12 protein-coding genes are annotated in these 14,555 nt (G+C 65.6%); 5 read left to right on the top strand and 7 right to left on the bottom strand.

Going from position 1 to position 14,555, the window contains the following annotated elements; translation table 11 throughout:
- Positions 1 to 16: 16 nt before the first annotated feature.
- From G7026_RS17360 to G7026_RS17350, 3 genes are all read left to right on the top strand, one after another.
- Positions 17 to 985 carry a DUF58 domain-containing protein gene (locus G7026_RS17360; RefSeq protein ID WP_181072170.1) on the top strand — a complete coding sequence of 323 codons (969 nt, stop codon included), beginning with the start codon at positions 17 to 19 and terminating at the stop codon, positions 983 to 985.
- Complete coding sequence (locus G7026_RS17355; RefSeq protein WP_181072169.1) at positions 982 to 2,976, top strand: transglutaminase TgpA family protein; 1,995 nt, start codon at positions 982 to 984, stop codon at positions 2,974 to 2,976. The genes G7026_RS17360 and G7026_RS17355 overlap by 4 nt, the downstream gene beginning before the upstream one ends.
- A gap of 108 nt (positions 2,977 to 3,084) precedes the next feature.
- Positions 3,085 to 3,879, top strand: coding sequence for an acyl-CoA thioesterase (locus tag G7026_RS17350; RefSeq protein WP_181072168.1), 795 nt, complete (start codon positions 3,085 to 3,087; stop codon positions 3,877 to 3,879).
- 3 nt (positions 3,880 to 3,882) lie between these two features.
- Here the strand turns inward: G7026_RS17350 and G7026_RS17345 are convergent, their stop codons facing one another.
- Both G7026_RS17345 and G7026_RS17340 read right to left on the bottom strand, forming a co-directional pair.
- A complete protein-coding gene (locus G7026_RS17345; RefSeq protein WP_181072167.1) occupies positions 3,883 to 5,355 on the bottom strand; it encodes a methyl-accepting chemotaxis protein in 1,473 nt (490 codons plus the stop codon).
- A 136-nt stretch (positions 5,356 to 5,491) separates the two neighbouring features.
- On the bottom strand, positions 5,492 to 6,298 hold the full coding sequence (locus tag G7026_RS17340) for a TatD family hydrolase (RefSeq protein WP_181072166.1): 807 nt from the start codon (positions 6,296 to 6,298) through the stop codon (positions 5,492 to 5,494).
- 148 nt (positions 6,299 to 6,446) lie between these two features.
- Between G7026_RS17340 and G7026_RS17335 the strand changes: the two genes are divergently transcribed.
- On the top strand, positions 6,447 to 7,868 hold the full coding sequence (locus G7026_RS17335; protein ID WP_181072165.1) for an MltF family protein: 1,422 nt from the start codon (positions 6,447 to 6,449) through the stop codon (positions 7,866 to 7,868).
- Here G7026_RS17335 and G7026_RS17330 read toward each other — a convergent pair.
- The 5 genes from G7026_RS17330 to G7026_RS17310 form a co-directional block, all read right to left on the bottom strand.
- Positions 7,861 to 8,901, bottom strand: coding sequence for a lipase secretion chaperone (locus G7026_RS17330; RefSeq protein ID WP_181072164.1), 1,041 nt, complete (start codon positions 8,899 to 8,901; stop codon positions 7,861 to 7,863). The genes G7026_RS17335 and G7026_RS17330 overlap by 8 nt on opposite strands.
- Positions 8,902 to 8,948: 47 nt before the next feature.
- Positions 8,949 to 9,878: a lipase family alpha/beta hydrolase gene (locus G7026_RS17325; protein ID WP_181072163.1), complete on the bottom strand. Its 930-nt coding sequence runs from the start codon at positions 9,876 to 9,878 to the stop codon at positions 8,949 to 8,951.
- A gap of 275 nt (positions 9,879 to 10,153) precedes the next feature.
- On the bottom strand, positions 10,154 to 10,669 hold the full coding sequence (greB, locus tag G7026_RS17320) for a transcription elongation factor GreB (RefSeq protein ID WP_181072162.1): 516 nt from the start codon (positions 10,667 to 10,669) through the stop codon (positions 10,154 to 10,156).
- Positions 10,670 to 10,709: 40 nt separating this feature from the next.
- Positions 10,710 to 13,214: an ABC transporter permease gene (locus G7026_RS17315; protein ID WP_181072161.1), complete on the bottom strand. Its 2,505-nt coding sequence runs from the start codon at positions 13,212 to 13,214 to the stop codon at positions 10,710 to 10,712.
- Entirely contained in the window at positions 13,211 to 13,897 is a 687-nt protein-coding gene (locus G7026_RS17310; protein ID WP_181072160.1) for an ABC transporter ATP-binding protein, read from the bottom strand. Before G7026_RS17310 ends, G7026_RS17315 begins: the two co-directional genes overlap by 4 nt.
- Positions 13,898 to 13,907: 10 nt before the next feature.
- On the opposite strand from G7026_RS17310, the gene G7026_RS17305 reads away from it, so the two are divergent.
- Positions 13,908 to 14,516, top strand: coding sequence for an arylesterase (locus G7026_RS17305; RefSeq protein WP_181072159.1), 609 nt, complete (start codon positions 13,908 to 13,910; stop codon positions 14,514 to 14,516).
- Positions 14,517 to 14,555 lie beyond the last annotated feature (39 nt).

Raw genomic sequence — 14,555 nt, 5'->3', positions numbered from 1 at the left:
CTGTCGGTTGCAACGCATGAAGCGACTGCGCGGGGTTGGCGCCCGCTGGCTGGACAAGCGCATCCCACCGGCGGCCAGCGTGCGCCTGGACCAGCGCCGCATTTTCATTCTGCCCACCGCCGTGGGCATCGCTTTTGGCGTGGCCCTGCTGCTGATGCTGCTGGCCGCGATCAATTACCAGAACAGCCTCGCCTATGGCGCTACCTTTCTGCTCGGCTCGGTCTTCGTGGTAACCATCCTGCATACCTGGCGCAACCTCGCCGGTCTGGTACTGCAGGCCGGTGGCGCGGCGCCGGTGTTCGTCGGCGAGCAGGCTCGTCTGAAAGTGCGCCTGGAGAGTCTCGGTCCGGCCTATCAGGCGGTGGCGCTGGGCTGGACGGAAAGCGGCCTGCAGCTGCTCGACGTGCCCGCCAAGGGCATCAGCGAAGTGGAACTGGCCATGCCTGCGCTGCGTCGGGGCTGGCTCAGACCAGGCCGGTTGCGGGTGGAGAGTCGTTTCCCGCTGGGCATTCTGGTGGCCTGGAGCTGGGTCGATCTGGAGCTCGCCGCGCTGGTCTACCCGCGTCCGCTCGAAGGGGAGCTGCCCTGGAGCGCGGGCGCCGACGACAGCGAGGACGAGGGCGTCCGGGCGCAGGGTGCCGGTGCGGATGACTACCAGGGCCTCAAGCCCTGGCAGCCGGGCGAGTCGCGGCGTCGGCTGCACTGGAAGGCCTATTCGCGGGGCCAGGGCATGCTGGTCAAGGACTTCGCGGCACTGGTCGGACGCGATCTGCTGCTCGATCTCGACGCGCTGGATGCCGACCTTGAAACCCGTCTGTCGCTGCTCTGCCATGCCGTGCTGGAACTGACCGATCGCCAGCGGCCGTTCATGCTCAAGCTCGGCGAGCAGGTGCTCGGTCCGGGCGATGACCAGGCGCATCGCGATCAGTGCCTGAGGGCATTGGCTCTCTATGGCCAGGCTGGCGCTGCGGGGGCAGTGCCATGAGCGGTGTTACGGCTGCTCGGAGCATTCCACGCAACAGCCTGATCTGGCTGCTGGTCGCCCAGGTCCTGGTGATCATTCCGCATCTTTCGCATCTGCCGCTGTGGGTTGTGGGCCTGTGGCTGGGCTGCGGTCTGTGGCGGATTCAGATATTCCGTATGCGTGCGCCTTATCCGAGCGCCGTGACCAAGGTCGCGCTGATGGTGGGTGCCGGGGCGGGTGTCTATGTGTCGCGGGGCAGCTTGGTCGGGCTGGACGCGGGTGTGGTGCTGCTGATTGCCGCCTTCGTGCTCAAGCTGGTCGAAATGCGTACCCGCCGCGATGCCCTGGTGCTGATTCTGCTCGGGTTCTTCGCGGTGGTGACCAGCTACCTGTTCGAGGAAAGCATCGTCGCCGCGCTGTTCAGCCTGTTGCCGATCATCGCCTTGCTGGCGGCAATGATCGGCCTGCAGCAGAACCGCCTGCATACTGCTCCCTGGCCAACCGTACGCCTGGCCGGGGGGCTGCTGCTGCAAGCGCTGCCGCTGATGCTGGTGCTGTTCGTATTCTTCCCTCGCTTCGGTCCGCTGTGGTCGCTGCCCACCTCGGTAAACAAAGGCGTGACGGGTTTATCCGAAAGCATGGCGCCGGGGGATATCGCAGAGTTGAGTCGTTCCGGCGAGCTGGCGTTTCGGGCCAGCTTCGACGGTCCGTTGCCCCCGCGTGAGCAGCTCTACTGGCGGGCGGTGACCTTCGAACGCTTCGATGGCCGGCGCTGGTCGCAGGCGTATTCCTCCTTTCTTCCGCAGACGCCACAGTGGCAGGCCCAGGGCCAGGCGCTGGGCTACAGCATCGTGATGCAGCCCAGCGGACGACCCTGGCTGTTCGCCCTCGATGTTCCTCAGCTCGAGGCGGGCGATGCACAGATGATGGGTGACTTTCACCTGCAGCGCTCGAGGCCTGTCGACAAGCTGTTGCTCTATCAAGTCCGCTCCTGGCCGAATGCGCTACGTGAGCCCGAAGGCCTGCCGGGCAATCTGCTCATCCAGTCGTTGCAATTGCCAGATTCGGGGAATCCTCGCAGCCGTGCCTGGGGCGAAGAGCTGCGGCGTAGCTCGCAAGAGCCTGAGGAGGTCGTCGCGACGCTGCTGCGCCATTTCAATCGCGAGCCTTTCGGCTATACCCTGCAGCCGCCCCCGGTTGGCGCCGATATCGTCGATGACTTCCTGTTCCAGACCCGCCAGGGCTTTTGCATCCATTACGCGGGATCGATGGTGTTCGTTCTGCGCGCGGCGGGCATTCCCTCCCGCATCGTGGCGGGCTATCAGGGCGGCGAATACAACCCCGCCGGCAATTATCTCGCGGTGCGCCAGTACGATGCCCATGCCTGGGTCGAATACTGGGTGCAGGGGCGCGGTTGGGTCAGCGTCGACCCGACGTTCCAGGTGGCGCCCGAGCGCATCGAGTTCGGCCTTGAGCAGGCGCTGGGCGAAGAGCACGTGCTCGATGAGTCGCCGATGTCGCTGATGCGGTTTCGCGATATCGGCTGGCTCAACGAGCTGCGCCTTGGTTGGGACAACCTCAATTACGGTTGGCAGCGCTGGGTGCTCGGTTATCAGGGAGAACAGCAGATGGACGTCCTGCGTCGCTGGTTTGGCAGCTTCGACCTGCAGACGCTGGGCCTCGGTCTGGTTGGCGCCTGCACGGCGTTGGTCGGCCTGCTGGCGGTATTCCTGCTCAAGCCCTGGCGTCGCGAACGTGATCCGTTGCGCCGGCAGTTTCTGCGTTTCGAGCGGCTGTTGGCCGGACAGGGGCTGGTTCGCCAGCCCGGTGAGGGACCGCGGGCATTCGCCGAGCGCGCTGCACAGGCGCTACCCGAGCAGGCCGGTCAGATTCGCAGCATCGGCATGCTGTACGAGGCCTGCCGTTATGCCGGCGATGAGCAGGCCGCACAGCAACTCCCTCCTGCGTTAGGTAGCCTGCGTCGGGCGTTGCCCTGGCGGCGTGGCCGCTGAGCCTCGATCATTCGGCGCGATGCCGGGGCATTCACTGGCGGGCCTCGCTCGCAGGCCTGCCGGGCAGCAGCTAAGATCGGCTCAAAACAACAAGCATTCGAGGCTGCAATGACGCTTTCCCAATTACTCGACGCCATGCGCCAGGACCCTTTTTCGGTTCGCATTCCCCTGACCTGGGGGCAGGGGCGGGCTGGCTTTGGCGGCCTGGCCGCCGCACTGGTCTACGAGGCCATGCGGGCCAAGGTGCCCGAAGACCGGCCGGTGCGCTCGTTGGCCATTACCTTCGTCGGGCCGATGGCGGTGGATACGCCCACGCGTTTCGAGGCCGAGGTGTTGCGTGAAGGCAAGGCCGTCAGCCAGGTGCTCGGCCGCGCGACCCAGGATGGTCAGGTGGTGACGCTGGTGCAGGGAAGCTTTGGCGCCTCGCGTGACTCCGCGGTATCGGTCGAGGCGCTGGAAGCGCCTGACCTGCTTCCGGTTGACGAGTGCCAGGAGCTGCCCTACATGCCGGGCGGCCCGGAATTCACCCGCCACCTGGCGATGCGCTGGGCGCTCGGTGGGCTGCCGTTCAGCGGTGATCGTTCGCGGGAAATGGGTGGTTGGGTACGCCTGCGCGGCGAGGTCGAGCGCGAGCCGGTCAACGAGGCGCACCTGCTGGCGCTGGTCGATGCCTGGCCGCCGGCGGTGCTGCCGCACCTGACCCGTTTCGCGCCGGGAAGCTCCCTGACCTGGACCATCGAATTCGTGCAGCCGGTGCCGGCGCTCGATACCCATGACTGGTGCCGTTACCGCGCGGTCATCGAGCACGCCCGCGATGGCTACGGACACTGCGCCGCAGCCCTGTGGACGCCGGCCGGAGAGCTGGTCGCGCTAAGCCGGCAGACCGTAACCGTGTTCGGCTGACGTTTACAGCTTCAGCTGGCCGATGGCGCGAGTCAGCTCTGCCGAAAGCTGGGCAAGCTCGGCGCTGGTGGCGGCAGAGTCGACGGTTTGCTGAACAGTGCGTTCGGTGACGTCGCGAATGCCTGTCACCGAGCGATTCATCTCTTCGGCGACCTGGCTCTGCTGCTCCGCGGCGACCGCGATCTGGGTGTTGCTTTCGCGCATCTGGGCCACCGCGCCGGTGATGGCGCCCAGAGCGACGCCGGCCTCTCGGGCCTCGCGTACGCAGTCGTCGGCCTTGAGCGAACTTTCCTGCATGAATTCCACGGCGTCGCGCGTCATGGCCTGCAAGGCCGTGATCATGCGGGTGATTTCGTCGGTGGATTCCTGGACACGCTTCGCCAGGTTGCGCACCTCGTCGGCGACCACGGCGAAGCCACGGCCCATCTCGCCGGCACGGGCCGCTTCGATGGCGGCGTTGAGTGCCAGCAGGTTGGTTTGCTCGGCGATGCTGTGGATCTCAGTGACCACACCATTGATCTTCTGGCTGTCGGTAGCCAGCTGCTGGATCGTCTCGGCGGTCTGCTGGATGCCTTGGGAAAGGCTCGAGATCGACCGCTCGACCTGGCCGACCACACGGTGGCCATCGCCGGCCAAGCGGTCGGCGTTCTGCGACTGGTCGCGGGTGTCGCCGGCGTGCTGGGCGATGTGGTGGACCGTGGCGGTCATCTCGTTGATCGCCGTGGCGGCCTGATCGGTCTCGCTCTGCTGGCCGAGCATGCCCTGGCGCACGTCCTTCATGCTTTCGGCCAAACGAGTTGCACCCTCATCGAGCCGCGCGGCGGCCTGCGCCACCGTGCTCACCACACGCTGATAACCGTTCTGCATGGCATTGAACGCGGTCGCCATCTGGCCGACCTCGTCGCGGCTGTCCAGCGGTACTCGGGCAGAGAGGTCACCGCTGCGCTCGACGTGCAGCATGACGTCCTTGAGCGTGTTGAGGTGGCTGAGCAGAAAGCGGATCAAGAGCTGCGATGCGGTCAGGAGGGCCAGCATCAGCACGGCGACAGCGATGGCATAGCTGAAGAAATGCTCGGTAATGATCTCCAGCAGGCTCGGCGAACGGGCGACCACGGCGACGTCCTGGCCGTTGGCATTCTGGATTACCTGTACGCCGATGACCTCGTTGCTGCCGAACAGGTCATCGTGCGGAATGTCGGTCCAGCCGGACAGCGCGGGAACCTGGGTGCCGGCGATGGTCAGGGGCTGGCCTGGACGGAACGGTCGGACGTCCGGATTGACCGGCAGGGCCGCGCCGGTTGGCCAGGCTTCGATGAGTGCGGCGTGGCTCTGCGCATTGAGCTTGGCAGTGACTTGGCGGGCGCTCTGCTCCAGGTGCATGGCGAAGAGCACCAGCAGCAAGGTGGTGACGAACGCCACCATGTTGACTGCCCAAAACTTGTACTTCAGTGACAGATCGCGAATCCAGGCGCCCATGCTTTGCCTTCTTCCAGGGAAAATCCAACGTGGTCACATCGTGCCCTTTTTTTGGCCGACAGACGTGACGCGCATCAACCACAGTTGGGTTAGCGGCGTGAGCAGCTCAAGCTTGAGCGGCAGACATGGATTTTTCTCATTCGATGGCAGGCAGGCCAAAAAAAGCGCGGGCGCAGACGGTGGTGTGCTCGGCCAGGTCGGCTTCCGATTCGCCCCGGTGAAGGGCCACTTCCTTAAGTACCAGCGGCAGATAGGCCGGTTCGTTCTGGCCGCTCTTGGGCCGTGGGCGCAGGGTTCGCGGCAAGAGGTAAGGTGCATCGGTCTCGAGCATCAGTCGGCCGCGGGGAATTTCCCGAACCAGCGGGTGGAGGTGAGTGCCACGCCGCTCGTCGCAGATCCAGCCGGTGATGCCGATGTGCAGATCCATATCCAGATAGGCGTAGAGCGCGCGTTTTTCTCCGGTGAAGCAGTGGACGACCGCGGCGCTGAGGCAGTCGCGGAACGGCCGTAGTATTTGCGCCATGCGCTGGTCGGCATCGCGTTCATGAAGGAATACGGGCAGGCCCAGCTGCACCGCGAGCTCCAGTTGTTCTTCCAGAACCCGCTCCTGTTGGCCGCGCGGCGAGAAGTCCCGGTTGAAGTCCAGTCCGCATTCGCCGACGGCACGAGCTGGCTCCTGGCGCAGCAGTTCGGCCAGTTGCCGTCCGCTGTCGGCGGTCCACTCACTGGCCTGGTGCGGATGAACCCCGGCGGTAGCGAACAGTCGCTGGCGGCTATCGTCCAGCTCGCCACAAAGGGCTAGCGCCTGCTCGCTCTCCTCGAGGCTGGTGCCGGTCAGTACCAGCTGCATCACCTGAGCGTCATAGGCCCGCTGGAGCAGCGACGGCGCGTCCTTTGCCAATGCCGGGTGAGTGAGGTTGACCCCGATATCGACGAGCTGCATCTTCGTGTTTTCCTTATTTATCAAGTATATATGAGTATAACGTGAAGCATGACCTAAGATAGGGGGTAGCCCATGATCTCGCCCTGTGAGACCCTTTCCGACCCTTCATCAACGCCCTGGTGCGTCGACGACCTCCTCGGAAGGCCCCATGCTGAGACTGTTGCCGCTGCTGTTTTGCCTGCTGGTGCTTGCGCCACAGACGGCGTTCGCGCGGCTGGCGGGCCCACAGGAGGCCTGGCAGCAGGGCGCTACGGTACGCGATCTTGCCGACATACGCCGCAGCGGGGTGCTGCGGGTGTTGGTCAACCAGAGCCGCAACAGCTCCGGCGAGGTGAAGGGCGAAGCGATAGGCGTCGAATACACGCGTCTGCGAGCCTTCGAGCAGTTTCTCAATCGGGACGTTGCGAAGGGCAGATCGCCCATCGAATTGATGATCATTCCCAAGGCCAAGGATCAGCTGATCGCCGCGTTGCAGCGCGGCGAGGGTGACCTCGTCGCGCCGGGTGAGCTGATGGATAGCAAGAGTGCCTCCGGTATCGGGCGCAGCGGGGCGGTGGTGCGCGATGTGGCGCTCGTGCTGGTGACGCGCCAGGGCCAGCGTACCTATCGCAGTGCCGAGGCGTTGTCCGGGCATAGCCTGGCACTGCCGGCCGGCAGCGCCGCGGGCCCGGTGATCGAACGCCTGAACCGGCAGCTGGAACAGCACAAGCGCGCGCCCATCCAGCTGGAATGGGTGGACCCGACGCTGGCGGTCGAGGATGTGCTGGAAATGGTCCAGGCCGGCATCTTCCCGGCGACGGTGGTCGAGCAAACGATCGCCGAGCGCTGGGCCAAGGTCATGCCCAAGTTGCGCGTCGAGAAGCGTTTCGTAATCGGCGAGCGGGACGACATGCACTGGTTCGTGCGCAAGGAAGCGGGCATGCTGCGCGCCAGCGCCGATCGCTTCCTCGCGCAATACCGGGCGCCGGCCAACCAGGACTCTGCCTTCGTACGGGTCTACCGACCGCTGTACAAGGTGCACCACCCGCTCGATGCGGTGGGGCGTCAGCGCCTGGAGAAGGTCCGCCCGACCTTGCAGCGCTATGCCGACGAGATGTCGCTCGACTGGCTGGGGCTGGCGGCGCTGGCGTTCAAGGAGTCGACGCTCAACCCGGCGGCGCGGGGTGCTTCCGGCGCCACCGGGCTCATGCAGATCACCCCGGCGACGGCGCGCAGCATGGGGGTACGGGACATCGGCAACCTCGACAACAACGTCCAGGCCAGTGCCCGCTACCTGGCCAGTATCCGGCGCGAGTTCTTTTCCAGCCCGCGTCTGAACGAGCGCGAGCGGTTGGCCTTCATCCTTGCGGCCTACAACATGGGGCCGCAACGCGTGCAGAGCCTCCGGGCCGAAGCACGTCGGCGAGGGCTCAACCCGAACCAATGGTTCTTCCAAGTCGAGCGCATCGCCATGGAAACGGTCGGCATGGGCGTGGTCAGCTACGTCAACAGCGTCAACAAGTATTACCTCGCGTACGAGCGGCAGCGCGCGCTGATCGAGGGCGGCCGTCGGACCCTCACACTCAATTGACTCGCTGAGCGCTTTCGGCGGTTGCCAGCTGTTGCGAGCCTTGCAGGCGCAAGCGTTCCCGCTCATCGAAGTGTCGCTCGGCCAGACGCTCCAAGGCCGTTTGCTTGTCGATGGCGTCGAGCCCGCGGTTGCGTTCGATAACTTCCCTTTCTGCGCGATAGGCGGCCAGCCTGCGTTGCCAACCTTGACGCTGGGCGTCGAGTGACTCGAGCCGCTGCGTGGCTTCGGCACCCACCAGTTGCTGGCGTAGCTGCCGCACCGCCTCGGGTGTGGCGCCTTGATTCATCAGCTCACGGGTCTGCAGCGCAAGTTCGTGCTGCAGTTCCGGTACCACCGAATCCTGGACCTCTGGCGGCAGCGACTGGCGAAGCCGATCGAGAGCATGACCCTTGGCCTGCGCATCGAGACTGTCGTCGTGGCGCAATGCGAGGCGTTCCAGGGTGAAGCGCTGGTGCGCCTCCTCGAAGCCGAAAAAGGCCTGATGCGCTTCGCTGCTAAAGAGGGTCGCCCGCAGGGCCTGGACCGCGGCGAGCCGTCTCTGCATGCCGGCAAGATCGCCAACCTGCGGATGCTGGCGTTCCAGTTCGATTAGCTGGCGCTTGTAGTCCAGGTATTGGGCGAGCAGGCGCATCGCCTGCCCACGCGCCGGTTGCGTCAGGCTCTGATCGATGTGCTGCCGCAAGCGCTCGACGCTGCTGTGCAGCGGCTCCTCGCCGATGGTGCTGAGGAAATAATCGAACAGGCGGCGGATTTCTTCACGGATCACCAGATTGCCGGCCACATCGACTTCGAAGCCGCCATCGACGCGGGTGCCCCTGAGCGATGGCGGCAGCGGCGCCGGGTGTGAGGCGACTCGAGGGCTGGCCGCTACAGGTTCCGAGCCATCGCCCTGGCCGGCGGCCAAACGTCGCGATTCGGACGCGTCCGGCGCCGGATGCGCAGTGGCAACCTGCTCGGACGGAGTGGGAATCACAACGACCGCCAGCAAGCTGAGCGCGGTGCCGGCACCGAACAGCAACGGCAATTTCTTCATGGCATCACCTCAGGGGCAAGAGCCCGGGACCGGAGTCCCGGCGGGGTTCAGAGCCCTGCGTTCTTCAAGCGATTGGCGTGCTGACGGTAGACCGTGATCGGATCGGTCTCGAGCAGGCTGGTCAGGCCGAGCGTCTGGTTCACCTCATCGAGGTGGTTCATTCGGTAGTTGTCGCGGATGACCTGGCCCAGGCGGGAGCTGCAGCGGCCGACCAGACCGTCATTGGCATCGCTGAACGCCAGCGATCCTGCGCCGGTGAGGGCGTCGCTGATATCCAGTGGATTGGTCAGCGGGCTGGTGCCGCTCCAGGAGTAATAGCGCACGCCGTTGACCTGATAATCGCCTTCGCCACAGGTCGAGCGGGGTACGCCCTGGGGAAACTTGGCATTGAAGCGCGCCGCGCCTTCGCTGTTCAGCGATTCCAGGCTTCCGAGTGAGTTCTGCGGGTTGGTGCTCGGGCTGCCGGTCAGGAAGTGAATCAATGCGCCCATCCCGTTGACGATGCCCGAGACGATCGCTTCGCTGGCCGATCCCTCGGGAATGCGGCGCAGCAGATCGGCCACGTCCGAGCCTTTGTGAGGCGCGCCAACGCTGGTGACCGAGGCAACGAGCTCGGGCCGGACCGCGGCGACGTACCTGACCGTCGGGCCGCCATGGCTATGGCCGATCAGATTGACCTTCGGCTTGCCGCTGATGGCAACGATCTCCTCGACCTGGGCAAGCAGTTCCTCGCCGCGCACCTCGGAGGTATTGAGTTGGCTGACTTCCGTGACGTAGACCTGAGCGCCACCGCTGCGTAGCGCCCGGGGAATGCCATACCAGTAGTCGACGCCGAGCAGGTTGTCGAAGCCGAGCATTCCGTGGCCCAGCACGATGGGATACTGGGTCGCGGTGTAGCCGGTCGCCGCATGCAAAGGTGCGCTCAGAATCGCCGTGGCGGCGATGCAAAGGGCAAGTGCGTTCTTTTTATTGTTCATGTTCGCTCTCTAGGTGCGTGGATCGGAAAGGAGGGCAGTCCCTTGCCAATCACCGCGCCGGCGGGCGCGTACTGCAATCACGCTAGCGCAGCATTCATGCCAGTCGCGCAGGCGCGGGCCTTGTCCGCTCTAGCTGGCAGTCCTGCGGCGTGTCCGGTACGTATTCTAGAGGGCGTGCGGGCGCACGGTTGTTACTGAGCGGAACGAGTAGTTGGGCAGTAAGGTAATCTTTCTGGAGTTGGCCGCTTGTTTGGCGATAATGTGACCTTTTAGTGCTATTTATGACTAACCAGTCCTGGGTAGTCGATAGCGACCACATACCAGGTCTGCTCGCCGGTCGGCGTCTGCACGCGCACTTCGGCGTCCAGCGCCTTGCCGACCAGTGCCCGGGCAAGGGGAGAGTCGATGCTGATCCAGCCCTGCTTGAGGTCCAGTTCGTCGGGGCCGACGATGCGGTAGCGGGCCTCGTCGCCGTTCTCGTCTTCCAGCGTCACCCAGGCGCCGAAGTAAACTTTGCCGGGATCGGAGGGCCGCTCGCTGATGACCTTGAGCTTCTCCAGCCGCTTGGTCAGAAAGCGCACACGGCTATCGATTTCACGCAGCATCTTCTTGCCGTAGGTGTATTCGGCGTTTTCCGAGCGGTCGCCCTGGGCCGCGGCTTCGCTGACGGACTGGGTCACCTGCGGGCGGCGCACATGCCATAGCTCGTGCAGTTCGGCACGTAGCCGCGCCTCGCCTTCGGGCGTGATCAGCGGAGTGCCGGCGGCGCGGGGCGGGCGATAACGGCTCATGATGCTCTCGGCAGGAAAAAGGGAGCGGATTCTACCAAGCTCAAGCCTCCCGCAGCACGGCAAGGGGGCTGACCTGCAATGCCCGACGGGTTCCGAGCGTGCCGGCGGTCCCGACCAGCACGGTGCCAAGCAGCGGGAGCAGCAGCAACCAGGGGTGTGGCTGCCAGCGCAGGTCGAAGGCAAAGTGGTACAGCAGCGCCGCTACCAGCTCGCAACCAACCGCCGCCAGCAGACCGCTGGCGGCACCGAGCAGTCCGAACTCCGCACGCCGCGCCTTGAGCAGCAGTGCGCGTTCGGCACCCAGCGCGCGAAGCAAGGCGCCCTGGCGGATACGTTCGTCGAGGGTCGCCTGCAGCCCGGCGAACAGCACGGCAAGCCCGGCTGCGAGCACGAACAGCAGCACGAACTCCACGGCCAGCGAGACCTGGGCAAGGATGCTGCGAATCTGTGCCAGCAGGGCTTCGACCTGCAGCAGCGTGACCGACGGGAAAGCGCGCGCCAGCTCCACCAACTGGCGCTCCTGACCCGGCGGGAGGTGGAAGCTGGTCATGTAGGTGACCGGCATGCCTTGCAGGGTGCCGGGCTCGAAGATCATGTAGAAGTTGGGTTGGAAACTGTCCCAGTCGACTTCACGAAGACTGCTGACCACCGCGTCCCGGTTCAGCCCGCCGATGGTGAAACTCAGCCGATCACCGAGGACGAGTTGCAGGCTTTCGGCCAGCTCGCTTTCCACCGACACGCCGGGCAATTCGCCGCGGGTGGCCTCGCTCCACCAGGTGCCGGCGTTCAGATGGTTGTCCGGCGGCAGGTCGGCGGCCCAGGTCAGGCTGAGGTCGCGGTTGATCGCCCGCTCGCCGCGCGACTCCTTGCTCACCAGCTGGCGTACCGGTTCGCCATTGATCGCCACCAGGCGGCCGGGAACAACCGGGTAGAGCGGCGCGGCATGGTCGGAGAGTTGCGCGATACGCGCGGCGAAGGCGTCGCGATCGGCTTCGAGCACGTTGAGCACGAAGTGGTTGGGCGCATTCTCCGGTAGCTGATCCTGCCAGGTGTCGAGCAATTCGCCGCGTAGCAGTGCAATCAGCGCCATCGCCAGGAGAATCAGCCCAAAGGCCAGCGATTGTCCGGCAGCCGCCAAAGGATGGCGCAGCAGTTGTCCCAACCCCAGGCGCCACGGCAGCGACGAGCGGGCCAGCAGGGCACGCATCGAGCGCAGCCCCAACAGCAGCAGGCCGCCGAGCAGAAGGGTGGCTACCAGCCCGCCGCCGATCAGCGCCAGGGTCAGCTTCAGATCCAGGCTCAGGCGCCACATGATCAGGCCGAGCGCCAGGATCGCCGCGCCATAGACGATCCAGGTACTGGGCGGTATCGGTAACATATCGCGACGCAGCACCCGAAGCGGCGGCACGCGGCCAAGGGATGCCAGCGGCGGCAAGGCGAAGCCGGCGAGCGCGACCAGGCCGGTGGCGATGCCGGCCAACGCTGGCCATAGGGTTGCCGGCGGAACCTCGGTGGAGAGCAGGTCTCGCAACAGGTAGAACAGACCGTGCTGGGCGAGCCACCCGAGCAGGGCGCCGCAGAGGCTTGCGAATACGCCGAGCAGCGCCAGCTGAATGCCGAACAGCAGCAGTGCCTCGCGTCGAGACAATCCCATGCAGCGCAGCAGGGCGCTGGCGTCGAAACGGCGCGCGGCAAAGCGTGCCGCCGAAAGCGCTACGGCGACGCCCGACAACAGCACCGCGGCGAGGCTGGCGAGATTCAGGTAGCGCTCGGCACGGCCCAGCGCGCCACCGATCTGGCGATTGCCATCGCGAGCCGTCTCGATGCGCTGGTGTGGCTGCAAAATCGGCTCGATCTGGCGACGGTAGTCGGCCAGGGCCTCGGCCGAGCCACGCCACAGGTCACGGTAGCGCACGCGGCTACCCGGCTGGACCACGCCGGTGGCGGCGAGGTCATCCAGATGCATCAGTACCCGTGGCGTCAGACTGTAGAAATCGCCGACACGGTCCGGCTCGTAGGTCAGCACCCGGGTCAGACGCAGCTGCTGGTTGCCCACCTCGATGCTGTCGCCGATCGAGAGATCCAGCGCGGCGAAAAGGCGCGCTTCAGCCCAGGCTTCGCCAGTTGCAGGGCCACCGCCGGGTTGCTCCGGCTCATAGGGAGCGGCGGCGCTGCGCAGTTGCCCGCGCAGGGGATACGGGCTGTCCGCGGCCTTGACGCTGGCCATCTGTAGCTCGTCGTCCGTTGCGACCATGCTGGAAAACTCGACGACCTGCGCATGATCCAGCCCCAGTTGCCGGCCGACTTGGATCTGTTGGTCGTCGGCCGGTGCGCTGCCCTGCAGGACCAGATCGGCGCCAAGGAATTCGGTGGCGCGAAGCAACATGGCATCGTTGAGTCGCGCGCCGAAATAACCGATCGCGGTGCTGGTGGCGACCGCGATCAACAACGCGAAGAAAAGGATCCTCAACTCACCGGCGCGCGCGTCGCGCAGCAGCTGCCGAAAGGCGAGGGCGAGCAGGCGAGAGCTGGGCATGTGCGTCATGCGCTCAGCCCGTCTGCGACCTGGCGACCGGCCTCCAGTCGCAATACCCGCTGGCAACGCCGCGCCAGACGCTCGTCGTGGGTCACCAGCACCAGGGTGGTGCCGCGCTCGCGGTTCAGTTCGAACAACAGGTCGGTGATGTGCTCGCCGGTATGGGTATCCAGATTGCCGGTGGGCTCGTCGGCGAACAGTACCGCGGGCTCGGCGGCAAAGGCCCGGGCCAGCGCCACGCGCTGTTGCTCGCCGCCCGACAGCTGGCGCGGATAATGGGTCAGTCGTGGGCCGAGCCCGACCCGCTCGAGCAGCGCCTGGGCTACGGCTCTGGCGTCGCGCCGGCCGTCGAGTTCCAGTGGAAGCATGACGTTTTCCAGGGCGTTGAGGCTGTCGAGCAGCTGGAAGGACTGGAACACGAAGCCGACATGCTCGGCGCGGACGCGTGCGCGCTGGTCCTCATCCAGACCACCGAGCACCTGGCCGGCCAGTTCGACCTCGCCGCCGCTGGGCAGATCCAGCCCGGCCAGCAAGCCCAGCAGGGTGGACTTGCCCGAGCCCGAGGTGCCGACGATGGCCAGACTGTCGCCCTTTGCGAGCTCCAGCGAGAGGTCTTCGAGGATGACCAGCTCGCCTTCCGCGCTGGGAACCACTTTGTTAAGGTGCCGTGCAGTAAGAATGCTGACGCTCATGGAGTATCCGATGCGAATGAGTCTGCTGAGGGGCGGCGTGCTGGCGTTGCTGCTTTGGGCCCAAGGGGCTCTGGCCGGCACCATGCTGGTGGTCGGGGATAGTATCAGCGCCGCTTTCGGGCTGGATACCACGCAGGGCTGGGTGCATTTGCTGCAACAGCGCCTGGACGAAGAAGGGCGCGAACACCGCGTGGTGAACGCTTCGGTCAGTGGCGACACCAGTGCTGGCGGGCTTTCGAGGCTACCGGCGCTGCTCGCCGAGCATGAGCCGACCATCGTCATTATCGAGCTCGGTGGCAACGACGGCCTGCGTGGACAGCCGACTGCGCAATTGAAACAGAATCTTGCGCAGATGATCGAACGCTCGGAAGACGCGGGCGCCAAGGTGCTGTTGCTGGGGATGCGCCTCCCGCCGAACCTGGGGCCTCGCTACACCGAGGCCTTTGCCGCGGCATTCGATTCCGTGGCCGAAGAAAAGTCGGTCGCCTACGTGCCCTTCATGCTCGAAGGCGTGGGCGGTGTTTCCGGGATGATGCAGCAGGACGGCGTACACCCAACCGCTTCGGCCCAGCAACGGCTATTGGATAATGTCTGGCCGGCGCTCGAACCCTTGCTTTGATGCGGGCGCGCGGCTACTGTCGCGCCCGATCGAAGGAGC

Origin of the sequence: Stutzerimonas azotifigens (assembly GCF_013522725.1) — a bacterium.
GTDB classification, from domain to species: domain Bacteria; phylum Pseudomonadota; class Gammaproteobacteria; order Pseudomonadales; family Pseudomonadaceae; genus Stutzerimonas; species Stutzerimonas azotifigens_A.
The sequence above is the reverse complement of the archived record's forward strand: the minus strand, read 5'-3'. Positions and strand labels throughout refer to the sequence as shown.

Excerpts from the sequence above, each read along its gene's own strand:
- G7026_RS17315 (WP_181072161.1), bottom strand. The coding sequence starts at position 13,214 with ATGACGCACATGCCCAGCTCTCGCCTGCTCGCCCTCGCCTTTCGGCAG.
- G7026_RS17310 (WP_181072160.1), bottom strand. The coding sequence starts at position 13,897 with ATGAGCGTCAGCATTCTTACTGCACGGCACCTTAACAAAGTGGTTCCC.
- G7026_RS17335 (WP_181072165.1), top strand. The coding sequence starts at position 6,447 with ATGCTGAGACTGTTGCCGCTGCTGTTTTGCCTGCTGGTGCTTGCGCCA.
- G7026_RS17340 (WP_181072166.1), bottom strand. The coding sequence starts at position 6,298 with ATGCAGCTCGTCGATATCGGGGTCAACCTCACTCACCCGGCATTGGCA.
- G7026_RS17355 (WP_181072169.1), top strand. The coding sequence starts at position 982 with ATGAGCGGTGTTACGGCTGCTCGGAGCATTCCACGCAACAGCCTGATC.
- G7026_RS17330 (WP_181072164.1), bottom strand. The coding sequence starts at position 8,901 with ATGAAGAAATTGCCGTTGCTGTTCGGTGCCGGCACCGCGCTCAGCTTG.
- greB (WP_181072162.1), bottom strand. The coding sequence starts at position 10,669 with ATGAGCCGTTATCGCCCGCCCCGCGCCGCCGGCACTCCGCTGATCACG.
- G7026_RS17325 (WP_181072163.1), bottom strand. The coding sequence starts at position 9,878 with ATGAACAATAAAAAGAACGCACTTGCCCTTTGCATCGCCGCCACGGCG.
- G7026_RS17345 (WP_181072167.1), bottom strand. The coding sequence starts at position 5,355 with ATGGGCGCCTGGATTCGCGATCTGTCACTGAAGTACAAGTTTTGGGCA.
- G7026_RS17305 (WP_181072159.1), top strand. The coding sequence starts at position 13,908 with ATGCGAATGAGTCTGCTGAGGGGCGGCGTGCTGGCGTTGCTGCTTTGG.
- G7026_RS17360 (WP_181072170.1), top strand. The coding sequence starts at position 17 with ATGAAGCGACTGCGCGGGGTTGGCGCCCGCTGGCTGGACAAGCGCATC.
- G7026_RS17350 (WP_181072168.1), top strand. The coding sequence starts at position 3,085 with ATGACGCTTTCCCAATTACTCGACGCCATGCGCCAGGACCCTTTTTCG.